The following is a 25,052-nucleotide window of genomic DNA, read 5'->3' on the forward strand; positions in this document are numbered from 1 at the left end:
CGAAGGACGATGTCAGTGAAGAACATTCGAGCGGTTCACGGTGCTCTGGTCGCGGTCGCCCTGATGCTTGCAGGGTGCGCGGCCGACCCCGCTGCCGAGGACGCTCCGCAGGACGGGGGTTCGAGCACGCTGACCGTGTTCGCGGCGGCATCACTGCGCTCGACGTTCACCGCCCTCGGCACCCGATTCGAGGAGGAACATCCCGGCACCACCGTCGATTTCAGCTTTGCGGGCTCCTCCGATCTGGCCGCGCAACTGGTCAACGGTGCACCTGCCGACGTGTTCGCCTCTGCCGATACCAAGAACATGAGCACGATCGTCGATGCCGGCCTCGTCGCCGGAGACCCGGTCGATTTCGCCACCAACACCCTCACCATCGTCACTGCCCCGGGTAACCCGAAGGCTGTCCGGTCGTTCGTCGATCTGGCGAATCCCGATGTGCTGACGGTGATCTGCGCGCCTCAGGTGCCGTGCGGCGCGGCCACGGCAGCCATCGAGAACGCCACCGGAACCGACATCCCGGCCGTCAGCGAGGAGTCGTCCGTCACCGACGTTCTGGGCAAGGTCACCTCCGGTCAGGCCGACGCCGGACTGGTGTACGTCACCGATGCCACGGGGGCCGCAGACGCCGTCACCGCCGTGCCTTTCCCGGAATCGAGCGGGGCGGTCAACACCTATCCGATCGCAGCATTGAGCGGATCCGACAACGTGGACACGGCCCGCCCCTTCACCGACTTCGTCGCCGGACCGATCGGCCGTGAAGTGCTGACGCAGGCCGGTTTCGCGGCACCGTGACCGGGCACGCCGCGGGCACAGGTCCGACCGTAGGTGTGCCCGGGTGGGTATTCGTCCCTGCCGCTGCCGGAGCACTTCTCGTCGTCGCGCCGTTGGCCGCGATGTTCACCCGGATCGACTGGACGAACTTCTTCGGGCTCATCACGTCCGAGTCCGCAGTAGCCGCACTGCTGTTGAGTCTGAAGACGGCATCGGCGAGCACGGTGTTGTGCGTGCTCCTGGGCGTACCGATGGCGACGGTCCTCGCCCGCAGTTCGTTTCGCGGTCTGTCGACGCTGCGTTCCCTCGTCGTCCTCCCCCTGGTGCTCCCCCCGGTGGTCGGCGGCATCGCCTTGCTCTACACGTTCGGTCGCCAAGGGCTACTGGGCGAACATCTCGATGCCTTCGGAATCCGGATCGCGTTCACCTCGACGGCCGTGGTGCTCGCCCAGGCCTTCGTGTCGTTGCCCTTCCTGGTGGTCAGCGTCGAGGGCGCGCTGCGCACTGCCGGGGACCGATACGACGTGGTGGCCGCAACCTTGGGCGCACCCCCTACGACGGTCCTGCGCCGCGTCACCCTCCCCTTGATCCTGCCCGGGTTGACGTCCGGAATCGTTCTCGCGTTCGCGCGCGCATTGGGCGAGTTCGGCGCGACGCTGACGTTCGCCGGTTCTCTCGAGGGAGTGACCAGAACCCTGCCCCTCGAAATCTATCTGCAACGCGAGTCCGACCCCGACGCGGCGATAGCCCTGTCGCTCGTCCTCGTCGTCGTCGCGGCAGTGGTGGTCCTGGCCGCTCGCGGTACTCGAACGACGGGAACACCATGAGTTCGCTACACCTGCGCGCCACCGTCGCAGCCCGGGGCGTCGATCTCGAGCTGGATGTCGCCGAGGGTGAAACAACGGCGATCCTGGGACCGAACGGCGCAGGTAAATCCACACTGCTGCAGCTCGTCGCGGGCCTAATGCCCCCCGACGACGGCATCGTCCGCCTGGGCGAGGACGTTCTGACCGACACGACCGCAAGGACAGCCGTTCCGGTGCACGCCCGCGGCATCGCGACTCTGGCACAGGAGACACTGCTGTTTCCTCACATGACCGCACGGACGAACGTCGCATTCGCACCACGTAGTTCCGGCGCCGACCGGAGGACGGCCAGGGCAGTGGCCGATCGATGGCTCGACGCAGTCGGAGCCTCTCACATGGCCGAGCGCCGCCCGGCACAGCTGTCCGGGGGCCAAGCTCAGCGGGTTGCCATCGCCCGCGCACTCGCCGCCGATCCCCGACTCCTCCTGCTCGACGAACCGCTCGCCGCGCTCGACGTCGACACGGCCCCGGCCATCCGAAGACTGCTGCGCACCGTACTCCGAGAGAACGGTCGTACGGCACTGATCGTCACCCACGATCTGCTCGACGTCGTCGCACTCGCAGACACCGTTGCCGTCGTCGACGGTGGACGCGTCGTCGAACGCGGGTCGGTCGCCGACGTTCTCACCGCCCCGCGAAGCGAGTTCGGTGCTCGCATGGCCGGGGTCAATCTGATCTCGGGCCACGCACTCACCGTCGGCGACACCACCGCGCTGCGCACGCCGTGGGACACCGTCGTGCACGGCTCGGGGCAACACGGTTCCGGGACGCCGGTGGTCGCAGTCTTCTCCCCCGCTGCGGTTTCGGTACACCTCACCGCGCCGCACGCCAGCCCGCGCAACGTCTTCGAAGTAGTCATCGAGGAGATGGAAGTGCAGGGCTCGGGCATCCGCGTCCGAGCTCGTCCGCACCCCGACGGCACACCGGGTATCGCGGCTGACATCACCGCCGCCGCGGTATCGGAGCTGGGCCTCGAACCCGGCCGACGGGTGTTCTTCGTCGTCAAGAGCCGCGAGGTGGTGCTGCATCCGGCCCTGGTGTCACGGCGGTGATGCATGCGAACGCGATCAGTCTCGCAGTTGCCGATCGCTACCGGTCACGAGCCATTTACCCGATAGCACTCGACCGGCGACCGCGACCATGCGCAGGCAGACGAACACACCCAGACCCAGCCAGATGCCCACGACACCCCAGTCGAACACCAGGGCAGACCAGATGAACGGCAGGAACCCGACGACCGCACACGCCATCGTGGCGTTACGCAAGAACGCGGCATCGCCGCTGCCCAACAGCACCCCGTCCAACGCGAACACCACACCGGCGACCGGAATGATCGCCACGAAGATCCACCAGATCGCCTGCATCTGATCGATCACCGAGACGTCGGTGGTGAACAATCCCGGGACGACCGGCTGCCCGGCGGCGAACACCGCCGCCAGGACCACCGCGAAGACCGTCGACCATGCCGTCAACCGGCGAGCGAGCGCACGCGCGTCCTCGGTCCTGCCCGCGCCCAGAGCCGCTCCCACGAGTGTCTGCGCGGCGATGGCCAACGAGTCGAGCATCAACGACACCAGGTTCCACAGATGCAGCACCACCTGATTTGCCGCCACCGACGCGGCACCGAACCTCGACGCGACCGCTGCGGCAGACAGGAAACACGCCTGGAACGCGAGACTGCGCACGATCAGATCGCGGCCGAGCACCAGCTGCGCCCGCATGACCGACCAGTGTGGGCGCAACGGCGCACCAGACCGCCCGAGGGCACCGACGAACAGAGCGCCTGCGACACCTTGGCCGATGACGTTCGCAACGGCCGAGCCCACCAATTCGAGCCGGGGAAATCCGAGCAGGCCGTGGACGAGGAGTGGACACAACACCGCCGACACGCCGAAACCGAGCACGACGAACCGCAACGGTGTCGTCGTGTTCTGCACGCCGCGCATCCAGCCGTTCCCGGCCAGCGATACCAGAATGAACGGCACACCCACCAGCGCCACGCGCAGCCACAGAAGTGCCTCCGCGGCGATGTCACCGCCACCGGCAAGTAGCGACACGACGGGGGCGGCAAACAACTGGACCACGAGGACGATCGCGAGACCGATCGCCACCGCCAGCCACGTCGCCTGCACCCCTTCCCCGACGGCGTCGCGCTCACGACCGGCACCGTGCATGCGCGCCGCACGCGCAGTGGTTCCGTAGGACAGGAAGGTCAGCTGCGTGCTGACCTGAGCGAGGACGAGCCCCCCGATCGCCAGGCCGGCCAGAGCCAACGCGCCGAGCCGGCCGACGACCGCCGCGTCGAAGAGGAGGTAGAGGGGTTCGGCGGCCAGAACTCCGAGCGATGGAAGCGACAGCCCGAGAATTCTGCGAGCCGTGACAGGGGTGGAACTCACGACGCCGACAAGGCCTCACGGAGCGCATCGATCACGTCGGGGAGCTCACCGGTCGCGGTGTAGCCCGCGGCGTTGTGATGCCCACCGCCGCCGAGCCCGGTCGCCACTGCAGATACGTCCACCTGCGTCTTGGATCTGAGCGACACCACCCAGACCGACCCGAAATCCTGCTGCTTCAACACCGCGGCCACCTCCGCCTCGGAGGTGGTCCGCACGATGTCGATGACACTCTCGATCTCCTCCGACCTCAGACCGGCCGAATCCTCGCTCCGGATGACGGCGTACACGAGCCCCCGTCCGCCCGCCGCGTCGGGCAGCAACTCGGCCGAACCCAGTACCGCCCCGAGCATCGGCAGCCAGTCGAAGGGGTGCGTATCGAGGAGGCGACGGGCGATACGTGCACCGTCGATGCCGGTCGCGAGCAATCTCTCCGCGAGCAGATGCGAACCCGGCCGCACCCACCGGAACGACCCGGTATCGGTGACCAGACCCGCGAACAGCAGATGCGCCAGGTCCGCATCGATGTCGACACCCCACCGATCCAGCAGGCGGACGATCACGGCCGTGGTGGACTCGGCGGACGCGTGGACGACGTTCAGTGTTCCGAACCGCGTGTTGCTCCGGTGATGGTCGATGACCAGGGACTCCGATGCGGAGTCGAGTCGCTCGCCGAGCGAACCGAGTCGACCTCGGCTTCCGGCGTCCACTGTGACCACCAGATCGACCGATTCGGCCACCTTCTCCGGCTCCACCAGCAGATGCCGGTTCGGTAGCTCTTCCATCGATTGAGGCAGAAACGCGGGCGCGGCGAACGCCACCTGCACCTGCGCGCCGCGACGTTCGAGTACCGAACCGATTGCCAATCCGCTGCCGATCGTGTCGGCATCCGGCTGGACATGGCAGAGCACGGTCACCGAGGAAGCGCGCTCGAGCATCTCGATCGCACGCGCCAGATCCTCGTCCAGCTCGAACTCCGAACCAGAGCCATCGGACATCTCAGTCGGCTTCGGCTGGCTCGACGGCTTCTGCATCGCCGCGATCCGCGGGGGACTCCTCGCGGGGAGCCTTGTACGGGTCCGGGTCTCCGGCGGGCTTCGCGTTCGCCCGGGCGCGAGCCAGCTCCTCGTCGGCTGCGCGAGCGCGTTCGAGCAGCTCTTCCATGTGCCGGGCGGTGTCGGGGACGGTATCCGTCACGAACGTCAGCGTCGGAGTGAACCGCACACCGGTACCGGCTCCGACCTTCGAGCGGAGAACGCCCTTGGCCTTCTCCAGACCCGCCGCAGCTCCCTGCAGATCGGGCGGGGTATCGAGATCCTCGCCCATCACGGTGTAGTACACCGTGGCGTCGTGCAGGTCGGCCGTCACCTTCGTGTCGGTGATGGTCACGAACGCCAACCGTGGATCTTTGATCTCGTGGTCGATCGCCGTCGCAACGATAGCGGCGATTCGCTTGGACAACTTACGAGCCCTGGCCTGATCCACCACGACAATCACACTCCTCTTTCATGGCCGGACGTCACGACAGTGCGACGTCTAGGCGATTACGCTCCAACATTCGCCGAACACGTTCGACGAACTCCCCGATCTAATCCTCGGGGCCGAAAATTCTTCGGCGTACTGCCAACAGTTCCAGATCCTGACGCTCGGCGACGTGCCGCTCGCACTCGTCGAGCTTGTCGTGCAACAGGTCGACGTTCGTGCCCGCCGCTGCCACGCCCAACATCGAACGCCGAATACGTTCTCGCTCACCGGTTTCGGCGGCAGACACTCCCAGCCTCTGCAGATCGCCGAGAACCGGTTCCACCATCGACCGTTTCTCGGCGAGCGAACGCACGTCCCCCAACAACACGTCCAACTCCAAAGCACCCAGATACACGCTGACGTCGCCCCTTCGATCAGCTCCGACGACAAAGCCGGTGGCGGTACATATGTCGTACCACCACCGGCTCGTCCCCGGAGTGCAGTGTCACTCCCCTGGCTTCACCACCGAGCCGACGCGACCGGGAACGGAGCTGTTCAGCTCCGGACCTGTTCTAGTCGCGCGGCTTTTCACGGAGCTCGTACGCCTCGATGACATCGCCCACCTTGATGTCGGAGTACGTCACCGTCAAACCACACTCGTATCCCTCACGAACCTCGACTGCGTCGTCCTTCTCGCGGCGAAGCGAGGAGATCGTCACGGTCTCGGCCACGACCGCATTGTCGCGGAGCAGGCGCGCCTTGGCGTTGCGACGGATCGTACCGGAGGTGACGAGGCAACCGGCGATGTTTCCGACCTTCGAGGAACGGAACAGCGCGCGGATCTCGGCCTGGCCCAGAGCGACCTCTTCGTAGATCGGCTTGAGCATGCCCTTGAGGGCCTTCTCGATCTCGTCGATGGCCTGGTAGATCACCGAGTAGTACCGAATGTCGACGCCCTCGCGGTTGGCGAGTTCGGTTGCCTTGCCCTCGGCCCGCACGTTGAAGCCGATGATGATCGCGTTGGATGCCGACGCCAGGTTGACGTTGGTTTCCGTGACGCCACCGACACCGCGGTCGATGACGCGCAACTCGACTTCGTCGTCGATCTGGATACCGAGCAAGGCCTCTTCGAGCGCCTCGACGGTTCCCGAGTTGTCACCCTTGAGGATCAGGTTGAGCTGCGAAGTCTCCTTCAGAGCTGCATCGAGATCGTCGAGGCTGATGCGCTTGCGACTCTTGGCCGCCAGAGCATTGCGCTTACGGGCATTACGGCGATCGGCGATCTGACGGGCGATCCGGTCCTCGTCGACGACCAGAAGGTTGTCGCCTGCACCGGGCACCGACGTGAAGCCGATGACCTGAACGGGCCGGGACGGCATCGCTTCGGTGACGTCCTCGCCGTGCTCGTCGACCATGCGACGCACGCGGCCGTAGGCATCGCCGGCGACGATCGAGTCACCGACGCGCAGCGTTCCGCGGGCGATGAGCACGGTGGCCACCGGACCGCGACCGCGGTCGAGGTGTGCCTCGATGGCGACACCCTGGGCATCCATGTCCGGGTTGGCACGCAGATCGAGTGACGCATCGGCCGTCAGCAGCACCGCTTCGAGGAGGGCATCGATGTTGGTGCCCTGCTTGGCGGAGATGTCGACGAACATCGTCTCGCCGCCGTATTCCTCGGCGACCAGACCGTATTCGGTCAGCTGCTGCCGGATCTTGTCCGGGTTCGCGCCTTCCTTGTCGATCTTGTTGACCGCGACCACGATCGGCACGTCGGCCGCCTGGGCGTGGTTGATGGCTTCGACCGTCTGCGGCATGACACCGTCGTCGGCCGCGACCACGAGGATCGCAAGGTCGGTGGCCTTGGCACCACGAGCACGCATGGCCGTGAAGGCCTCGTGACCGGGGGTGTCGATGAAGGTCACGAGACGCTCGTTGCCTTCGAGCTCGGTCAACACCTGGTACGCACCGATGTGCTGCGTGATGCCGCCGGCCTCGCCTTCGCGCACCGTGGTGTTACGAATCGAGTCGAGCAGTCGAGTCTTACCGTGATCGACGTGGCCCATGACGGTGACCACCGGGGGACGCTGCTCGAGATCTTCCTCGCCGCCGGCATCTTCGCCGTAGGTGAGGTCGAACGAATCGAGCAGTTCGCGATCCTCGTCCTCGGGACTGACGACCTGCACGACGTAGTTCATCTCGCCGCCGAGAAGCTCCAGCGTCTCGTCGTTGACCGACTGCGTCGCGGTGACCATCTCACCGAGGTTGAACAGTGCCTGCACGAGTGCAGCGGGGTTGGCGTCGATCTTGTCTGCGAAGTCCGACAGCGATGCTCCGCGGGCGAGACGAATGGTCTCGCCGTTGCCGCGGGGCAGCCTGACGCCGCCGACTGCGGGAGCCTGCATGCTCTCGTACTCGGCGCGTTTCGCCCGCTTCGACTTGCGACCGCGGCGGACTGCTCCGCCGGGCCGACCGAACGCACCTGCGGCTGCGCCACGCTGACCGGGACGGCCACCGCCGCCGGGACGGCCACGGAAGCCACCTGCGGGAGCGCCGCCTGCCGGTGCACCACCGGGCGCGCCGGGAGCGCCACCGCCGCGGTAGCCACCGCCACCGCCGCCGCCCGGACGTCCACCCGGTGCGCCGCCGGGGCGACCGGGACGTCCTGCTGCGGGGCCGGGACGTGCCGAACGAGTCGGCATCGCACCCGGATTGGGGCGGGGAGGCATGGAGCCCGGGCTGGGCCGAGGTCCGGCCTGACCCGGTGCGGGACGGGGGCCGCCCTGTCCGGGAGCCGGACGAGCGCCGCCTGCCGGTGCGGCCGGACGGGGTCCGCCCTGTCCGGGAGCCGGTCGTCCGCCGCCGGGGCGCGGAGCACCGGCACCGGGAGCGGGTCGCGGGGCCGGTCGTTCGACCGGAGCCGACGAGTACGGATTGTTTCCGACGCGCGGAGCCTTCGGGCCGGGCTTGGGGCCAGGACCAGCGGGCTTGGGGGCGGCCGGAGCCGACGCTGTTGCCTCGGCCGACGCGGCAGGTGCCTGCTCGACCGGAGCAGCGGGTGCTGCCGGACGAGGGGTGGGCGCAGCCGGTGCCGGCGTGGGCGCAGCGGCCGGTGCCGACGGGGCAGCGGGAGCTACCTCAGCGGGCGACTGCGCTGCCGGAGCTTGCGCTGCGGGTGCCTGTGCAGCGGGGGCCTCGGGCTCGGCCGGGCGGGATGCCGGCTTGGGTCCGGGACGAGGTCCACTCGGCTTTGCTGCGCCGGGCTTCGCGGCGGAATCCGACGCACGATCTGCTGCTGCGCGACCGTTGGGTGCTGCTGCACCGGACGCCGGCGCGTCCGCGTTTGCGGACGGGAAGGATTCACGAAGTCGACGAGCCACGGGGGCTTCGACTGTGGATGATGCGGACTTGACGAACTCGCCTTGCTCTTTGAGCCGTGCGAGTAGTTCCTTACTGGTGACACCGAGTTCTTTTGCCAACTCGTGCACGCGGGCCTTGCCTGCCACTGCTCTCCTCACTGAGAGGCCGAGCGAGGCTTGGTGCCCGCACGACCTCGGGTTATCTCCGATGGACGTTCATCGTTGGTGCTTCACGGTGTGCTCATCAGTGCTGTTGCCTGTTCTTGTCGACGGGTGTTGCTCTTGTCGTGTTCTCGCCGTGCAGCCGTTCGTGCTCGTCGAGCACGAACGATACTGCGGACGATTCCACATTTCCCGATATCCGAAACGCGCGGCCGAAGACTCGGCGACGTTCCGCATTGTGCAGGCATTCTCGGTTGTAGTGCAACCAAGCACCACGACCGGACATCGAATGCCGGATGTCGGGGACGAGAGCGAATTCGTACGAACCAGCTTCTCGAACCACGATCCTCAACAGATCGGCGGCCGGCACTCGCTCCCTGCACCCGACACATGTACGAATCGGCCGGCTTGTCACAACCGGATTCTCGCGTTCACGTCTCCGAGCGGAGAGGTCGTTACCGAACCATCGACCACTCTACCGCTGTATTGCCTCGATCTCCGCATTCCGGCCCTAGGCGCTGGTCGTCTCGGGTGCCGCCGCGTCACTGCGGATGTCGATACGCCAACCGGTCAATCGAGCGGCAAGTCGAGCGTTCTGCCCTTCCTTGCCGATCGCCAGCGACAACTGGTACTCCGGGACCACCACTCGCGCCGCGCGAGCGGCTGCGTCCACCACGGTCACAGACACAACCTTCGACGGCGACAGTGCATTCCCGACGAACGTCGCCGGGTCCTCGTCGAAGTCGATGATGTCGATCTTCTCGCCGGCCAGTTCGCTCATCACATTCCGCACGCGCTGCCCCATCGGCCCGATACATGCGCCCTTGGCGTTCAGGCCCGAGACCGTCGACGCGACCGCGATCTTCGAGCGGTGCCCCGATTCACGCGCTACCGCCACGATGTCGACCGAACCGTCGGCGATCTCGGGCACCTCGAGCGCGAACAACTTGCGCACCAGATTGGGGTGTGTGCGCGAGAGCGTGATCTGCGGGCCGCGGTTGCCCCGCGCGACTCCGACGACGTAGCACTTGATGCGCTCACCGTGCTCGTACGTCTCCCCCGGAACCTGCTCGGCGGGCGGAAGCAGGCCGTCGGCCCCGTTCGCCTCGCTGCCGATCCGGACGATGACGGTGCCCTTGGCGTTGGCGCGCGTATCGCGCTGAATGACGCCGTTGACGATTTCACCCTCGTGGGTCGAGTACTCCCCGAAGGAGCGCTCGTGCTCCGCATCGCGCAAACGCTGCAGAATCACCTGACGAGCGGTGGTGGCAGCGATCCGGCCGAAGCCTTCCGGCGTGTCGTCCCACTCGGAGATCAGATTGCCCTCGGCGTCGAACTCCTTGGCCATCACCCGGACGGAACCGGTCTTGCGATCGACGTCGATTCGCGCGTTGGACTGGTGCCCCTCGGTGTGCCGGTAGGCGGTCAACAGCGCGGTCTGGATCGTCGAGATCACCATCTCGATCGGAACGCCCTTGTCCGCCTCGATGGCGCGCAGAGCTGCAATATCGATATTCACTTGTCCGACCCTTCTTCCGGTGCTTCCACATTCACGATTTCGTCGGTGTTCGCGGGTGACGGCCTACCGCCCACCACGCCGCCCGCCAGATCCATCTCTTCTGCGGTCGGCCGCGAAAATTCTACCTGCACAACAGCTTTCACAACATCGGCCAGCGCGATCGATCGTGTCGAGAGAACTCCCTTGTCCTTGATCACGAGGGCAACCGAGTCACCGTCGAGAAGTCCGACGCGGCCCTCGACCTTGCCGTCGGCGAGTTCGATCCGCACCTTGCGTCCACGCGCGCGACGCCAATGCCGTGGTTGTGTCAACGGGCGATCGATTCCGGGAGTGGTGACCTCGAGGGTGTACGGCGCTTCGCCGAAATCGGTCACGCCGTCGAACACATCGGAGATCACCCGGCTCAACTCCGGCAGCGCGTCGAGGTCGACGCCGTCTTCACGGTCGACCATGATGCGCACGGCACTGTGCTTACCGGCAGCGACCACGTTCACGTCCTCGAGGTCGTAGCCCCGATCTCGAACCAGGTCGCCGAGCAGTTCGACAACCCTTTCCTGGGACGGAACAGGCATGTCGCGAACTCCTCGTGTGTAGTTGTCGGCAATGCGGCACAGGTGCGCCGGACCGCGTTTGGTGAACCAACAGACTACCGCCCCGCAGGTGGTGCTCGCGACCACGCACGGCCGAGGCGACACACGGGCACGGCGCGTGTCGCCTCGAGGGTCCGACACGGTCGAGGGTCTGGCACGATATCGGGGTGCCCACGCCGACCGCCCCTCTCTCGTTGAACAGACGTGGGTTGTTCCGGCTCGCCGGTGCCGCCGTACTCACAGCGGCCACGGCGTCGACCGTCACGGCTTGCGGCGCGGAGGAAATCTCCGGTCCCGCACTCGATTCTCTGACGGCACAGTTGCGCTCCGCTCGCTCCGACGCCGCGGCTGCGTCTTCGGCGGCAACGGTCGCTCCCGATTACGCAGGAGCTCTCGGCGTGGTCGCGGCCCAGCGGACCGAACATGCGGATGCACTCGAGACCGAGATCGCCCGGGCTACCGGAGCGACCACCGACACCTCGTCGACGACTGCCACGACGACCACGAGCGCGGCCCAGTCCGCGCCGCCACCCGATCTCGGCGCGGTGCGCGATGCGCTGACCGCCTCGGCACGCAGTGCGGCGACCGCCGCCCGCGACGAAAGCGGTTATCGCGCCGGCCTTCTCGGGTCGATCAGTGCCTCGTGCACGGTGTTCGCTCAGGTGGTACTCGCATGAGCGATCTCGGACCCGAACAACAGGGGCTCGTCGATGCACTCGTCGCCGAGTACGCAGCCGTCTTCGCGTACGGGATCGTCGCGGCGTTCTCCAACCCGACCCGAGCAGACATGGTGGCCGCGTGCACCGCGGCACACCGAGCGCGTCGAGACTCGACCATCGACGCACTCCGCGCGGCCAGCGTCACAGCGCCCCTGCCCGATCCGGCATACGCGTCGCCGTTTCCGGTGACCGATGCGATCTCGGCTGTGCAGCTCGCTGTTCAGGCAGAGATCGACACGAGTGTGGCGTGGCGCTCGGCCGTCGAGCGCAGTCGATCCGGCGGCACTCGCGAGATGGGCGTCCAGGCACTGACCGAGGCCGCGGTCAGACTGGCCACATGGCAGCAGATCCTGGGTGTCATCCCGTCGTCGACGGCTTTTCCCGGTCAGCCGTGACCACGTCGTCCGCCGGACCGGCGGAACGACCCGGCATGAACAGTGCCGCAACCAATCCGATCGCCACCGCCCCTGCGCCTACGAGTAGAGCGGGTGCCAACGCGTCGGTGTATCCAGCGGGGGTGAGTGATCCTCCGTTTCCGATGAACACCGCCGTCAGGACGGCGATTCCGAGCGCAATTCCCACTTCCCGCACAGTGGAGTTCGCACTACTCGCCGTGGCGTGATCGTCGTCGTCCATGTCTCGCAACACTGCGGTCGCCGAGGGCGCGAAGGTCAACCCCATGCCGACTCCGGCCATCAGCAGCGCGGGCACCATCGACAGGTAGGCGGTGTCGGGTCCGAGGATCAGTGCCATCCACACCAGTGACAGCGACTGCAACGCCAGTCCGGTCACCAACAAGCCGCGCAAGCCGACTCGATCGGCCACGAGACCCGCAATGGGTGCGACCACCATAGGCGCGGCGGTCCAGGGCAATGTGCGAAGGCCCGCCTCGAACGGGCTGTAGTGCATCACTATCTGCAGGTACTGAGCAAGCAGGAACACGGCCCCGAACATGCCGAGCGAGAACGTGATTCCGACGATGTTCGCCAGCGTGAAACTGCGTGATCGGAAGAGCGTCAACGGCAGTACCGAGAACGGGGTTCGCCATGCTCGGGAGACGAACGCGAGGAGAAGCACCGCAGAGCCGACGAAGCTCGCGAGCACGGTGGTCGATCCCCATCCGTCGTCGTTGCCGTGGACCACCGCCCACACCAGCAAGAACACCCCGCCGCCCGCGAGCACCACACCCAGCAGATCGAGAGGTTGCCTGCGCCCGGTCGACTCGGTCAGGGCGATGTACGCCAGCGGTACCGCGACGAGCGCCACCGGGACGTTGATCCAGAAGATCGCTTGCCAGGAAATACCGTCGACGACCGCACCACCGACGACAGGCCCGAGTGCGACACCGAGGCCCGAGACACCGCCCCAGATTCCGATTGCCATGGCGCGCTTGGCAATCGGAACGACAGCTGCGAGCAGAGTCAGCGACAGCGGCATGATCGCCGCGGCACCGAGGCCCTGTATCGCCCGCGCGGCGATGAGCATTGCCGGACTCGTGGCGAGCGCGCTGGCCACGGAGGCCGCGGTGAACAGCGCTATCCCGCCGAGGAAGACCGCGCGCCTGCCCCAGCGATCGCCCAAGGTCGCTGCAGTGAGCATGAATGTCGCGAAGCTCAGTGTGTAGGCGTTGAGGAACCACTGCAGCTGTCCGACCGACGCATTCAGATCCTGCTGAACCACCGGCAGCGCGCTGGTCATCACCAGATTGTCGAGGGTCGCCATGAACATGGGCAGGGATGCGGCGACGATTCCCAGCCACACCGGAATAGACCGAGCGGCGGGGTGCACTGCAGGCGGAGAGGCTGTAGCGGTCATGGCGAACGTCCCGTCTCGAGTTTGTAAGCATCGAATGATTACTTATGATGCGACCGTAAGTTATCGACTGATAACCTGTCAATATGTCCGACACTCCCACGCCCAAGCCCCGAGCAACCCGAATGGACGCGGCCGACCGTCGAGAACTCGTCCTCGACGCCGCGACACGAGCGTTCGCACGCGGGGGCTTTGCCGGGACGAGCACCGATGCGGTGGCCAAGGAAGCGGGCGTCTCGCAGCCGTATGTGGTTCGGATGTTCGGAACCAAAGTCGAATTGTTTCGGCTGGTCTTCCAACGCTCCATCGACGGCATCATGACGGCATTCGACGCAGTGCTCGCTTCGGGGCCTCTGGACCCGACGGACGACGAGACCTGGGCCGACCTGGGCGGTGCCTACGCCGATCTGGTGGCCGATCGCGACCTCTTGATGGTCATGATGCACGGGTTCGGTGCAGGGTCGGTACCCGAGATCGGCCGCCAGGCACGAGAAGGAATGGGCGCGATCTACAACCAGATCCGCAGCGGTACCGGGTGTTCGGAAGATCAGGCTCGGCAGTTCATCGCGCACGGAATGCTGCTCAACGTCTTGTTGTCGATGCAGGCACCGGAGCATCCGGAGGACAGCGACGGACTGCACGAGATGACGATGTGCGCGTTCGGAACCAAGCTCGTCCCAGCCGATTCCGGACAGCTGTGACGCCTAGGGACGCATCTCGTACCGACCGTCGTACGTGACGACGTCGTTCCAGACCGTCTCGAATCGTGCTGCGTCCACCACCGGCTTGCGTACGGCGTCCAGCGCCCATTTCTGCTGCGCATCGGTCGACGACGGCTTTCCGTACAGCGCGACGGCGTAGCCGGAGAAGTCCCTGATCTGGAAGTCGAAGATCTGGTCCAGCATGTCGGTGGAGATCTCGTCGGCCTGTTCGAGGATCAGGTGGCCGTAGACGACGAGTGAGAACAGATGCCCCACCACGAGCAGGAAGTCGAGGTCCTGTTGCTGCGACTCGTCGGGGGCGCACTCGGCGAGGAACGACGCGAACGCCTGGGCCTGCTCGTAGAAACGACCCACGTTGGGAACACCGGAATGCTTGCGATACACCGGGTTCCAATCGTGGAACCGAACCGAACTCGCGCCGCGAGCGGGGCCTTGGGCGAAGAAGAATCCGTCGTCGACGGCGTCGGTGAACCTGGTGACCTCCGCCTGATCGGTGGGCGAGAACATGTACGCCGGCATGAACTTGAGCATCAGGGAGACGTTGACATGCACCGTTCCCTCGAGTTTCGGCAGTGTTCCGATCAGTTGCGCGGCTTCACGGAAGTAGGTGTTCTTCTCGTACCCCTTGGCGGCAATGACGTCGTGCAGCAAGCGGACCACCGTCTCGCCCTCGGACGTCACCTTGGCCTTGGTCATGGGGTTGAACAACAGGTAGCGCCGGTCGCCGGGACCCGCAGCGCGGAAGTAGTCCAGCGCACGCGCACTGAACAGCTTCATGGCGGTCAGCCGCGAGTAGGCATCGACGAATGCACTGCGCACATGGGGGAATTCGGTGACACGGTTGCCATACAGAATCCGATTGTTGGCGTGTGTGATCGCCTCGTAGAACGCGTGCTCGCAGATGCCGATCGAGCCGGTGCAGAGGTTGAACTTGCCGACGTTGACGGTGTTCAGTGCAGCCGAGAACGCGTCGGGTCCGGTATGCAGAATGTCCTCGCGGCGAACGGGATAATTCTCGAGCGAGAAGGTACTGACGTACATCTGGCCGTGAACGACGCTCTCACGCAACCGATACGCGGGATGCGAACTGTCGGCGACGAAGAAGACGTACGACTCCGGCCCGTCGATGTCGGTGCGTCTACCGAACACCGACACCATCCCCGCCACGTTGCCGTTACCGATGTAGTACTTCTCCCCCGACGCGGTGAACTCGAGGTCGTCGTCGACGGAGGGCGTCAACAGCATGTCGGTGGAGTAGACGTCGGCACCGTGTGCGCGCTCGGACAATCCGAATGCCATGACGCCGCCGCGGTCGAGCTCACGCGCTGCGCGGCGCTTGGCGTCGTCGTTGTCGCTCATCCAGATCGGGCCGAGGCCGAGCACCGTGACCTGCCAGGTGTACCAGTAGGCCAAGCCGTAGAACCCGAGAATTTCGCTCAGAGCAGCGTTGCGGGCAGCGTCCCAACGAGCGTTGGGCAACCCGTTCGCGTATTCGGCCGGCGTCGAGAACGTGGCGAACAGTTTCTGGGCTGCGACGAACTCGAGGAAGTCGGCGGGCCAGACTCCTTCGAGATCGTCGGCGAGCAGCCTGGCCTTACCGCGATCCTCGAACCAATCGATCAGTGCGCGGAGCTGACGACGAGACTCCTCGTCGAGCTCGGCGGGATCGAAAGTTGTCGGATCGAACAGCGCAAACTGAGCCACGGTGTGACCTCTCCTAGTCGTGTGACCCGAAGCTACCAGCGAGTAGACCGGCGCGTGGGGAGATCGAGCGTGGAGAGATCGGGACGGGCTGTTACGTGGTGCGCACCGCGGCGACGATCTCGTCGACCGCGGAATCGATGTCGAGTTCACGGCTCTCACCCGAGAAGCGGTCCCGGATTTCGACCTTGCCATCGGCCCAACCGCGGCCGAGGACGACGACGAGCGGAATACCGATCAGTTCGGAGTCCTTGAACTTCACGCCGGGCGAGGCCTTGCGGTCGTCGAAGAGAACCTCGATGCCCTGCGAATCGAGTTGCGTCGCAATGGATTCTGCGCCGGCGCGCGCGGCCTCGTCCTTGTTCGCGATCACCAGATGTACGTCGGCGGGTGCTACCTCCGACGGCCACCGAAGGCCCTTGTCGTCGTGCATCTGCTCGGCGATGACGGCCACCAGACGGGAGACACCGACGCCGTAGGAACCCTGTACGAGTCGCACGGGCTTGCCGGTCTCGCCGAGTACGTCGACCGAGAATGCATCGGTGTACTTGTAGCCCAACTGGAAGATGTGCCCGATCTCGATTCCGCGAGCGCTGACCAGCGGCCCCTGTCCGTCGGGTGACATGTCCCCGTCACGCACCTCGGCGGCCTCGATGGTGCCGTCGGGAACGAAGTCGCGGCCGGCCACGAGGTTCACCACGTGCTTGCCCTGCACATCGGCACCGGTGATCCACGATGTTCCGTTCACCACCCGGGGGTCGACGAGGTAGCGAACTCCGTTGGCCTGCAGCGCACGTGGCCCGATGTATCCCTTGATCAGGAACGGGTGAGCAGCAAAGTCCGCGTCGGTCAGCAATGCGAATTCGGCAGGCTCGAGCGATGCTTCGAGGCGCTTCTCGTCCACCTCACGGTCACCGGGCAGGCCGATGGCCAGCAGCTCCCACTCGCCACCGGCGGACCGCACCTTGAGCAGGATGTTCTTGAGCGTGTCGGCACCGGTGACGGTACGACCCAGATCTGCGCCGTTCGCCCACTCGACCAGCGTCGCGATGGTGGGAGTGTTGCCCGTCTCGTAGTCGACCGCGGCAGGCTGCCCCTCGATGGCGATGGGGTCCGGTGCCGGGGTCGTGACGGCCTCGACGTTGGCCGCGTATCCCGATTCGATGCACCGAACGTAGGTGTCCTCGCCGATGTCGCTCTCGGCCAGGAATTCCTCGGACGCACTTCCGCCCATCGCGCCGGACGTCGCGGCGACGATGACGTAGCTGACCCCGAGCCTGGCGAAGATGCGCTGGTAAGCGTCGCGGTGTGCGGCGTAGGACCGCTTCAGTCCGTCCTCGTCCATGTCGAAGGAGTAGGAATCCTTCATGACGAACTCGCGTCCACGCAGAATGCCGGCGCGAGGACGCTCTTCGTCGCGATACTTGGTCTGAATTTGGTACAGCGTGACCGGCAGGTCCTTGTAGGAGTTGTATTCGGCCTTGACCGTCAACGCGAACAACTCTTCGTGGGTCGGACCGAGCAGCATGTCGTTGCCCTTGCGATCCTGCAACCGGAACAATGCGTCCCCGTATTCGGTCCACCGGTTCGTCGTCTCGTACGGCTCACGCGGCAGCAGGGCGGGCAGCGAAATTTCCTGCGCCCCGATGGCATTCATTTCCTCGCGCACGACGCGTTCGACCTGTCGCAGCACCCGGAGACCCAGCGGCAGCCACGAATAGACGCCCGGCGCGATACGACGAACGTAGCCTGCGCGAACCAACAGCTTGTGGCTGTCGACCTCGGCGTCGGCCGGGTCGTCGCGAAGGGTACGAAGGAACAGCTGCGTAAGACGGGTGATCACGGGTTGTCAGACTAGTCGGTGGTGCAGCGCCTGCGGATAGGCGGCCACGAAGTGAGTAGCCTTGACCCCCGTGCTGATTCTGCTGCCTCCCTCCGAGACGAAGTCCGACGGCGGTTCCGGAGCACCTCTCGATCTGGACCGGTTGTCGTTGCCGTCCCTACTTCCGCTCCGACGAACGCTTGCTGACGCCCTGGTTCGGCTCTCCGATGACCTGGACGCGTCCATCACCGCTCTCGGTCTCGGTCCGACCCAGGTGGACGAGATCGAACGCAACGCTCGTTTGTTCACCTCGCCCACCACTCCGGCCCTGCGCCGGTACACCGGAGTGCTCTACGACGCTCTGGGGGCGTCTACCTTCACCCGTGCCGGACGTGCCCGTGCCGATGCGAGGTTGTGGATCGGGTCGGCACTGTTCGGGGCCGTCCGCGCGTCCGACCCGATTCCGGCCTACCGGCTCTCCGGCGGATCGACAATTCCCGGCTTCGGCACACTGCGATCACATTGGAAGCCGGAACTGTCCGACGCGATCCTCGCCGAGGACGAGGGCATCGTCGTCGACCTCCGGTCCGGCACCTATCAACAGCTCGGGCCCATCCCCGGTGCGATCACGGCAACGGTGCTCACCGAGAAGCCCGACGGCAGCCGATCGGTGGTGAGCCACTTCAACAAACATCACAAGGGGTTGCTCGCCCGCGCGCTGACCCTGACCACGGCCGAGCCCAGAGATGTGAAAGCTGTTGCGCGCGTAGCGTCGAAGGCGGGTCTTCGAGTCGAAGTGGCGTCGGACACCGAACTGATCGTGCTCACCGAATGAGCGCCGTTCCGGAACTGCTCAGACAGGGAGCCGAGGCGTCGGTCGGCAAGAACAAGAGTCAACGAATCGCCGACGACATCGCCGACCGTCTGGTCTCGATGCAAGCGAACGAACTCGGCACGCTGGCACTGACCAACATGATCGGCACGCTGTACGAGAACGGCTGGCAACCACTGGATCTGATGCATGTGGTCCGGCGTCAGCACACGGTGGCGGTGACGAATCTCGCTGCCGCAGCACTGCTGCACCATGCCGATCTCATCGAAGCGGACTCCCGCGCCCCGCACGATTGGGTCGATCAGATGTCGGCGATCTGCGAACAGTTCCCGATGGTGGCAGCCCGAGTCGACGCCACTCCCGACTTCCTCACGGCGTACCTCGTGGCGTCCGGCAAGTCCGACTACATCGCGGCCAGTGATCAGTGGCTCGATGTGCTCACGCTGCTCGGCCAGTGGCAAACCCTCCCCCGTTGGCCGCAACTGGGTGCCAAGCCTTCGCAGTGGCCCCGCACACGCTCGTCGGTGCCGACGACCACCGGCGCGGATTCACCGAACAGCAAGATGCTGGCCAAGATTCGCGGTCTGCTGGCCAAGGCCGATGCCACCGATTTCGCGGAGGAAGCCGAGACGCTGACCGCCAAGGCGCAGGAGTTGATGACGCGGTACTCGATCGACACGCTGCTGTTGGCCGAGGGTCATCTCGACGTTCGCGGTCGACGGGTGCACATCGACGGTCCGCACGCACCCGCCAAAGCCCAGCTCTTGCACGTCGCCGGTACTGCCAACCGGGTCAAGACGATCTGGGACGCGGAGTACGCCGTTGCGACGCTCGTGGGCGCGCCGGTAGACGTGGAACAGGCCGAGCTCGTCTTCACCTCGTTGCTGGTGCAGGCAACCCGAGCTCTCGGCCACTCGCCCGAAGCCAAGAAGCGAAAGAAGGCCGGCTCGGCCGCATTCGGCAAGGCGTTCCTCTACGCCTACGCCATCCGCATCGGAGATCGTCTCACCGATGCCGACGCGTATGCCCTCGACGAGGCGAGACAGGAATCGGGCGACCTGCTGCCGATTCTCGCGGCACAGACCGTTGCCGTGGAAGCGGAGTTCGACCGCCTCTTTCCCACCGCCAAGCCGATGCGCGGCCCGCGCCTCGATGCCGAAGGATGGGATTCGGGACGAGCCGCGGCCGACCGAGCCGATCTGTCCCGCTGAAACATTCCACGAGGTTCGTCGACCGATTCGGGAACTGTTGTAGCTTCAAGTCAGTTGAGCAGACATGAACCGAACACGCGCAGCTGCTCGACTCACCGTGCCCGTTCTGGTCGCACTGTCCGCCATCACGGCGTGCGGTACGTCGCCCTCCACCCCGGAGCCGAACGACGTCTCCGTCGCCGCGCAGTCGCCCGACGACCGCTCCGACAGCGTCACCGAATCACGCAACGAAGAAGCAGCGCTGACGCTCTTCGAATCTGCGTTCACGGCCGAAGAACCTGCCGCCGCTGCGTCGGTCGTGGCGGAGAACGCCGTCGATCGACCTGGACCAGCGGTGGGGCCCGACGCGATCGTCGCCCGATTCGAGGCCACCCGGACACGGATTCCCGGTGCACGAGCCGTCGTCAAGCATGTCGCAGCCGATGGCAGATGGGTGGCAGTGCACTGGCAGGCCACCGCTGATCCGGCATCCGAGACCACCGGTGAAGCGAACATCGACCTCTTCGCCTTCGACAGCGGCAAGGTCACCGAGCACTGGGCCATGACGCAATCCGTGCCGGCCACGTCGATGAGCGGCAACACCATGTTCAGTGACCTCTACCGCTACCCGACCGCGCCCTCCGAGCCGACCGAGGACGAGGAAGAGCGCCGACGCATGTCGGTGACGGCTACCTACGACGCGCTCTTCCGCGAACACGACGCGTCCGTGCTCGGGACCGACTTCGCCCCGTCCTACCTGCAACACAATCCGATTGCGGGCAACGGCACCGCGGCACTGCAACAGTTCTTCGCCGGCGGCGCGCAGTTCCCTGCCTCGGAATCGGTCGTCTCGCTGGCCGACGGCGATCTGGTGTGGACGTTCGCGAAAGCGCCGGGCGCAGCAGAATCCGACCCCTTCGTCGCGGGAGATATCTTCCGGTTCGACGACGCCATCGTCGAGCACTGGGACGTGGTTCCGGAGTAGCGACCGCTGTCGGTCGATGACCGCTCGCAAGGCAAAATGGACCGGTGCCCGAGACTCTCGACGACATCGTGACCAGGACATCGGAACTACTGGCCGAGCGCGACGTGGCCGCGTTGTCGACCCTGATGGCAGGTCTGTCCACGACGAACGCGGTCAGAATGCTCGAACGGGTCGACTCGGCGCAGCGGGCGGTTCTGTTTCGACTGTTGCCCAAGGACGAGGCCGTGGTCGTGTTCGAGCGTTTCGACGCGACCATTCGCAGCGAGCTGTTCGAAAGTTTGCGTAGCGACGACGTCATCGCCCTGTTCGAGAACCTCGACCCCGACGACCGAGTGGAACTGCTCGACGAGCTGCCCTCCAACATCGCGCATCGCATGATGCTCGGCCTATCGCCCGCACAACGGGCGCTCACTGCACCGATGCTGGGCTACGACCGCGGGTCGGTCGGCCGTCGAATGACTCCGGAGTACGTGCGCCTACGCAACGACACGACGGCAGCCGAGGCTCTCGACGCGGTACGAAGGACCGGTCCCGACGCAGAATCGGTGTACCTGCTGCCCATCACCGACGACCGTCGTACGTTGCTCGGTGTGGTGACGCTCGCCGATCTCGCGACGGCGGATTCGACCACGCCGGTGGGAGAGCTCCATTCGTCGCACCCGGTGGTGCGGGCGGACTCGTCGGCGGAGGTCGCGGCACGTCTGTGTTTCGAGCATCGCAGTCCGGCGGTGGTGGTGGTCGACTCCGAACAGCGCCTGATCGGCATCCTCACCCTCGAGCAGTCCTCTCGCATTCTCGAGGAGGCCGAGGACGAGGACGCAGCCAGGGCGGGCGGTGCGGAACCGCTGCGTCGGCCGTACCTGTCGACGCCGGTCCTGTCCATCGTTCGTTCGCGCGTGGTCTGGCTGCTCGTGTTGGCGTTGTCGGCCATCCTCACCGTGCAGGTGCTCGAGATCTTCGAGCACGCACTGGCCGCGGTGGTGACCCTCGCGCTGTTCATTCCCCTGCTCACCGGCACTGGCGGAAACACCGGTTCGCAGGCCGCGACCACGGTGACCCGCGCGCTCGCCCTGGGTGACGTCCGCCCGCGCGACATCGCCGCTGTGCTGTTTCGCGAGGTCCGCGTCGGCGCGACGATGGGAGCGATGCTCGGGACGTTGGGGTTCGTCATCGCCGGACTCGTCTACGACTGGCACCTGGGCCTGGTCATCGGCACGACGCTGCTGTCGATATGCACGCTCGCCGCGACGGTCGGCGGTGCGATGCCGCTGATCGCCAAGAAGATCGGCGTCGACCCCGCGGTGTTCTCGACGCCCTTCATCTCGACCTTCTGCGATGCGACCGGCCTGATCGTCTACTTCCTCATCGCGAAGGCCGTACTGGGAGTCTGATCGGCCCCGCTCGTCAGCCCTTCTGGGCGTCCTCCTGCGCGGCCTGCGCCTGGGCCACCTGCTGCGGGGTGAATCGGATGAACAGTGCGGCGATCCCGGCGATCACGGCGCAGACCGCGCAACAGAACAGCGCGAACATGTACCCGGAGCTCAGTGCGTCGAGCTGACTGTCGTTCATCAGAGTCGCCGGCCCGGATATGCCGCCGAGGGACAGTGTTCGCGACGTGACCAGTGCCCCGATGACGGCCAGCGCCAGAGGACCGCCGAGGGTCTGGGCGACCAGCGAGATTGCCGTCAGCGGACCGATTTCGGTGGGGCTCACGCCCGCGATGGCGCACAGAGGCAGCGGAACGACCGTCAGACCGACGCCGAAGCCGATCCCGATCACCGGGAAGAACAACCCTGGGAAGTACGCCGAATCCGCGTCCATCGTCGTCACGGACACCAGCAGCCAGCCGACCATGATGACCGCACCACAGAGAATGAGCCAGCGCGGAGCGATCCGAGTCACCAGTTGCGACGCGAGGAACGCCGCGGCACCGAGACCGAAGGCGAACGGCACGAAAGCCAGGCCGGCATGCAGCGGGCTGTAGCCCAGAATGTCCTGCACGAACAACGCCACATATGCAGCGAGACAGAACATGACCCCGCCGGCGAAGAAGATTGCGACGAAAGTCGCCACTCGATCGCGACTGACGAACAACGAGAACGGCAGCAGCGGGTTCTCGGCCCGTCGCTCGACCAACAGGAACAATCCGAGGAACAGCAGTCCGGCGATCAACGACACGATGACGATCGGGCTAGACCAGCCCAGCTCGGTACCCTCGCTCAGCGCGAGGACCACACCCGTGCAGCCCAGGGTCGCCAGGATCGCACCCGGCACGTCCAGGGCGAGCTTCGCCCCGACGGTCTCCTGCAGCGACACGACGGCGAGCACGACGATGACGATGCCGATCGGTACGTTGATCAGGAAGATCCAACGCCACGACACCTCGGTCAGAGCGCCGCCGATGATGAGCCCGGCAATGGACCCGACACCGGTCATGGCGGCGTAGATGGCGATGGCCTGATTACGCACCGGGCCCGGAGCGAACGTCGTGGCCACCAGCGCGAATGCCGTGGGCGACGCCACCGCGGCACCGACCCCCTGCAGTGCCCTCGCCGCAACGAGCGTGGCTTCGTTGACTGCCAGTCCGCACAGCAACGAGGCGATCGTGAACAGGACGACGCCGGCGAGGAACATCTTCTTTCGCCCGAAGGCGTCGCCGAGCCTGCCGCCGAGCAACATCAGCCCACCGAAGGCCAACGCGTAGGAGGTCAACACCCAGTTGCGCCCGGCGTCGGACAGACCCAGATCGGCCTGCAGCGGAGCCAAGGCCAGGTTGGCGACGGTGCCGTCGAGAACCACCATCAGTTGCAGCCCGCTCAGGACGATGATCGCCATCCCGAACGCTCGAGTCGTCACCGGGTACTTGATCTCGGTGGCGGAGGTGTTGGACATCGATGACTCAGGCACGAGCGTTCACGTTACCGGCGTGTACAGAGAACCCGGCCACGGTGCCGATGACGACGATCGCCGGCGGCCTGATTTCGGCCTCGCGGACCGCGTCGGCGACGGTGCTCAACGTGGCCCGAACTTCACGTTGGGTGCGCATGGTGCCCTCCTGAACGACGATGACGGGGGTGTCCGACGGGCGGCCGCCCGCCACGAGTACATCGGCGAACAGCCCGATGCGCTCGACGGCCATCAGCAACACGATTGTGCCCTTGAGCTTGGCCAACGCGTCCCAGTCGACCAGAGAATCGGGATGATCGGGGGCCACGTGACCGCTCACGACGACGAATTCGTGGGTGACGGCGCGATGCGTCACCGGGATTCCGGCCGAGGACGGAACCGAGATCGCGCTGGTGATGCCCGGTACCACCGTGACCGGAATGCCCTCGGCGGCCAGCGCTTCGAGCTCCTCGTAACCGCGACCGAAGACGTACGGGTCACCGCCCTTGAGCCGAACCACGAACTTGCCGGCCCTGGCACCGTCGATCAGCGCCTGGTTGATGGCTTCCTGCGCCATTGCCCGGCCGTACGGAATCTTCGAGGCGTCGATGACCTCGACGTGTGGTCCGAGTTCGGCGAGCAACTCCGGTGGAGCCAGCCGATCGGCCACCACGACGTCCGCGTATGCCAGCAGTCTGCGGCCCCGGACGGTGATCAGATCCGGGTCGCCCGGCCCGCCGCCCACGAGCGCGACACCGGTCAGCGGCGCGTGCGCCGAGTCGGCCACGACGCCGGACTGCAGCGCTTCGACGACGGCATTGCGCACGGCGGCCGATCGGCGATGTTCGCCGCCTGCCAGCACTCCCAGCGTGAGGCCGTCCCATTCGGCCGACGCCGGAGTGACGGCTGTGCCGTCCTTGGCGATGTCGGCACGGACACAGAAAATCTTGGACGCGGTCGCTTCCGCAACAATGGCGATATTGGTCTCGGCCTCGTCGGTGCAGGCGATGGCGTACCAGGCGTCGGCCAGATCGCCGTGGCGGTAATCGCGCAGTTCGAGCGTCACCTGCCCTGCTGTCGCCATTGCCTCCACGGCCGGAGTGGCCTCGCGGGTGACCACGTGGACCACTGCTCCGGACGAGATCAACAGCGGTAGTCGACGCTGTGCGACGGTGCCGCCACCGACCACGACGACGCGCCGCCCTTCGAGATTCAGGCCGACCAGATAGGGAGAGTCAGTCGCGTTCACGAGAGGA

23 protein-coding genes are annotated in these 25,052 nt (G+C 66.0%); 10 read left to right on the forward strand and 13 right to left on the reverse strand.

The window, feature by feature from the left end:
- Positions 1-9 precede the first annotated feature (9 nt).
- Genes modA through VF34_RS18100 form a run of 3 tightly spaced genes read left to right on the forward strand, consistent with a single transcriptional unit; the run spans position 10 to position 2,692 of the window.
- The gene (modA, locus tag VF34_RS18090) at positions 10-795 is read left to right on the forward strand and encodes a molybdate ABC transporter substrate-binding protein (RefSeq protein WP_045841830.1); all 786 of its coding nucleotides are present in this window, start codon (positions 10-12) and stop codon (positions 793-795) included.
- Positions 792-1,601 (forward strand): ABC transporter permease, encoded by an 810-nt coding sequence (locus VF34_RS18095; RefSeq protein WP_045841831.1) that lies wholly within the window; start codon positions 792-794, stop codon positions 1,599-1,601. The genes modA and VF34_RS18095 overlap by 4 nt, the downstream gene beginning before the upstream one ends.
- On the forward strand, positions 1,598-2,692 hold the full coding sequence (locus VF34_RS18100; protein WP_045841832.1) for a sulfate/molybdate ABC transporter ATP-binding protein: 1,095 nt from the start codon (positions 1,598-1,600) through the stop codon (positions 2,690-2,692). The genes VF34_RS18095 and VF34_RS18100 overlap by 4 nt, the downstream gene beginning before the upstream one ends.
- Before the next feature lie 15 nt (positions 2,693-2,707).
- Here the strand turns inward: VF34_RS18100 and VF34_RS18105 are convergent, their stop codons facing one another.
- From VF34_RS18105 to rimP, 8 genes are all read right to left on the reverse strand, one after another.
- Positions 2,708-4,036, reverse strand: a complete 1,329-nt coding sequence (locus tag VF34_RS18105) for an MATE family efflux transporter (protein ID WP_045841833.1) — start codon at positions 4,034-4,036, stop codon at positions 2,708-2,710.
- Entirely contained in the window at positions 4,033-5,031 is a 999-nt protein-coding gene (locus VF34_RS18110) for a DHH family phosphoesterase (protein ID WP_032366435.1), read from the reverse strand. The genes VF34_RS18105 and VF34_RS18110 overlap by 4 nt, the downstream gene beginning before the upstream one ends.
- Position 5,032: 1 nt before the next feature.
- Complete coding sequence (rbfA, locus tag VF34_RS18115; protein ID WP_027496749.1) at positions 5,033-5,521, reverse strand: 30S ribosome-binding factor RbfA; 489 nt, start codon at positions 5,519-5,521, stop codon at positions 5,033-5,035.
- Between the two features lie 100 nt (positions 5,522-5,621).
- Complete coding sequence (locus tag VF34_RS18120) at positions 5,622-5,912, reverse strand: DUF503 domain-containing protein (RefSeq protein ID WP_027496748.1); 291 nt, start codon at positions 5,910-5,912, stop codon at positions 5,622-5,624.
- A gap of 157 nt (positions 5,913-6,069) precedes the next feature.
- Positions 6,070-9,003 (reverse strand): translation initiation factor IF-2, encoded by a 2,934-nt coding sequence (infB, locus tag VF34_RS18125; RefSeq protein ID WP_032366434.1) that lies wholly within the window; start codon positions 9,001-9,003, stop codon positions 6,070-6,072.
- 97 nt (positions 9,004-9,100) lie between these two features.
- The gene (locus VF34_RS18130; protein WP_052718691.1) at positions 9,101-9,433 is read right to left on the reverse strand and encodes a YlxR family protein; all 333 of its coding nucleotides are present in this window, start codon (positions 9,431-9,433) and stop codon (positions 9,101-9,103) included.
- Between the two features lie 96 nt (positions 9,434-9,529).
- On the reverse strand, positions 9,530-10,537 hold the full coding sequence (gene nusA / locus VF34_RS18135) for a transcription termination factor NusA (RefSeq protein ID WP_027496745.1): 1,008 nt from the start codon (positions 10,535-10,537) through the stop codon (positions 9,530-9,532).
- Positions 10,534-11,109, reverse strand: coding sequence for a ribosome maturation factor RimP (gene rimP, locus VF34_RS18140; protein ID WP_032370966.1), 576 nt, complete (start codon positions 11,107-11,109; stop codon positions 10,534-10,536). The genes nusA and rimP overlap by 4 nt, the downstream gene beginning before the upstream one ends.
- Before the next feature lie 185 nt (positions 11,110-11,294).
- Here rimP and VF34_RS18145 point away from each other — a divergent pair, with 185 nt between their 5' ends.
- Both VF34_RS18145 and VF34_RS18150 read left to right on the forward strand, forming a co-directional pair.
- Positions 11,295-11,804 carry a hypothetical protein gene (locus VF34_RS18145; protein ID WP_045841834.1) on the forward strand — a complete coding sequence of 170 codons (510 nt, stop codon included), beginning with the start codon at positions 11,295-11,297 and terminating at the stop codon, positions 11,802-11,804.
- Positions 11,801-12,241 carry a ferritin-like domain-containing protein gene (locus VF34_RS18150; RefSeq protein WP_045841835.1) on the forward strand — a complete coding sequence of 147 codons (441 nt, stop codon included), beginning with the start codon at positions 11,801-11,803 and terminating at the stop codon, positions 12,239-12,241. Before VF34_RS18145 ends, VF34_RS18150 begins: the two co-directional genes overlap by 4 nt.
- Here the strand turns inward: VF34_RS18150 and VF34_RS18155 are convergent.
- Positions 12,204-13,661 carry an MFS transporter gene (locus tag VF34_RS18155; RefSeq protein WP_045841836.1) on the reverse strand — a complete coding sequence of 486 codons (1,458 nt, stop codon included), beginning with the start codon at positions 13,659-13,661 and terminating at the stop codon, positions 12,204-12,206. The genes VF34_RS18150 and VF34_RS18155 overlap by 38 nt on opposite strands.
- A gap of 83 nt (positions 13,662-13,744) precedes the next feature.
- On the opposite strand from VF34_RS18155, the gene VF34_RS18160 reads away from it, so the two are divergent.
- Positions 13,745-14,359 (forward strand): TetR/AcrR family transcriptional regulator, encoded by a 615-nt coding sequence (locus VF34_RS18160; protein WP_045841837.1) that lies wholly within the window; start codon positions 13,745-13,747, stop codon positions 14,357-14,359.
- Positions 14,360-14,362: 3 nt separating this feature from the next.
- Here the strand turns inward: VF34_RS18160 and VF34_RS18165 are convergent, their stop codons facing one another.
- Positions 14,363-16,084, reverse strand: a complete 1,722-nt coding sequence (locus VF34_RS18165) for an acyl-CoA dehydrogenase family protein (protein ID WP_045841838.1) — start codon at positions 16,082-16,084, stop codon at positions 14,363-14,365.
- Between the two features lie 91 nt (positions 16,085-16,175).
- A complete protein-coding gene (locus VF34_RS18170; protein ID WP_045841839.1) occupies positions 16,176-17,924 on the reverse strand; it encodes a proline--tRNA ligase in 1,749 nt (582 codons plus the stop codon).
- 70 nt (positions 17,925-17,994) lie between these two features.
- On the opposite strand from VF34_RS18170, the gene yaaA reads away from it, so the two are divergent.
- The 4 genes from yaaA (at position 17,995) to mgtE (ending at position 22,301) form a co-directional block, all read left to right on the forward strand.
- Positions 17,995-18,738 (forward strand): peroxide stress protein YaaA, encoded by a 744-nt coding sequence (gene yaaA / locus VF34_RS18175; protein ID WP_045841840.1) that lies wholly within the window; start codon positions 17,995-17,997, stop codon positions 18,736-18,738.
- Positions 18,735-19,946, forward strand: a complete 1,212-nt coding sequence (locus VF34_RS18180; RefSeq protein ID WP_045841841.1) for a DUF2786 domain-containing protein — start codon at positions 18,735-18,737, stop codon at positions 19,944-19,946. The genes yaaA and VF34_RS18180 overlap by 4 nt, the downstream gene beginning before the upstream one ends.
- A 64-nt stretch (positions 19,947-20,010) precedes the next feature.
- Complete coding sequence (locus tag VF34_RS18185; RefSeq protein ID WP_052718692.1) at positions 20,011-20,910, forward strand: nuclear transport factor 2 family protein; 900 nt, start codon at positions 20,011-20,013, stop codon at positions 20,908-20,910.
- A gap of 44 nt (positions 20,911-20,954) precedes the next feature.
- Positions 20,955-22,301, forward strand: a complete 1,347-nt coding sequence (gene mgtE / locus VF34_RS18190; RefSeq protein ID WP_045841842.1) for a magnesium transporter — start codon at positions 20,955-20,957, stop codon at positions 22,299-22,301.
- A 13-nt stretch (positions 22,302-22,314) separates the two neighbouring features.
- On the opposite strand, the gene VF34_RS18195 is transcribed toward mgtE, so the two are convergent.
- Both VF34_RS18195 and cobA read right to left on the reverse strand, forming a co-directional pair.
- Positions 22,315-23,802, reverse strand: a complete 1,488-nt coding sequence (locus VF34_RS18195; protein WP_032366427.1) for an MFS transporter — start codon at positions 23,800-23,802, stop codon at positions 22,315-22,317.
- A gap of 7 nt (positions 23,803-23,809) precedes the next feature.
- Positions 23,810-25,045: a uroporphyrinogen-III C-methyltransferase gene (cobA, locus tag VF34_RS18200; protein WP_442970676.1), complete on the reverse strand. Its 1,236-nt coding sequence runs from the start codon at positions 25,043-25,045 to the stop codon at positions 23,810-23,812.
- Positions 25,046-25,052: the final 7 nt, after the last annotated feature.

Source organism: Rhodococcus sp. PML026 (assembly GCF_000963615.1).
GTDB lineage: Bacteria > Actinomycetota > Actinomycetes > Mycobacteriales > Mycobacteriaceae > Rhodococcoides > Rhodococcoides fascians.

What these genes read in the sequence shown, in the direction of transcription:
- VF34_RS18150 (WP_045841835.1), top strand. Translation starts at nt 11,801, where the DNA reads ATGAGCGATCTCGGACCCGAACAACAGGGGCTCGTCGATGCACTCGTC.
- VF34_RS18185 (WP_052718692.1), top strand. Translation starts at nt 20,011, where the DNA reads ATGAACCGAACACGCGCAGCTGCTCGACTCACCGTGCCCGTTCTGGTC.
- VF34_RS18110 (WP_032366435.1), bottom strand. Translation starts at nt 5,031, where the DNA reads ATGTCCGATGGCTCTGGTTCGGAGTTCGAGCTGGACGAGGATCTGGCG.
- VF34_RS18100 (WP_045841832.1), top strand. Translation starts at nt 1,598, where the DNA reads ATGAGTTCGCTACACCTGCGCGCCACCGTCGCAGCCCGGGGCGTCGAT.
- VF34_RS18180 (WP_045841841.1), top strand. Translation starts at nt 18,735, where the DNA reads ATGAGCGCCGTTCCGGAACTGCTCAGACAGGGAGCCGAGGCGTCGGTC.
- VF34_RS18160 (WP_045841837.1), top strand. Translation starts at nt 13,745, where the DNA reads ATGTCCGACACTCCCACGCCCAAGCCCCGAGCAACCCGAATGGACGCG.
- VF34_RS18155 (WP_045841836.1), bottom strand. Translation starts at nt 13,661, where the DNA reads ATGACCGCTACAGCCTCTCCGCCTGCAGTGCACCCCGCCGCTCGGTCT.
- rimP (WP_032370966.1), bottom strand. Translation starts at nt 11,109, where the DNA reads ATGCCTGTTCCGTCCCAGGAAAGGGTTGTCGAACTGCTCGGCGACCTG.
- VF34_RS18195 (WP_032366427.1), bottom strand. Translation starts at nt 23,802, where the DNA reads ATGTCCAACACCTCCGCCACCGAGATCAAGTACCCGGTGACGACTCGA.
- modA (WP_045841830.1), top strand. Translation starts at nt 10, where the DNA reads ATGTCAGTGAAGAACATTCGAGCGGTTCACGGTGCTCTGGTCGCGGTC.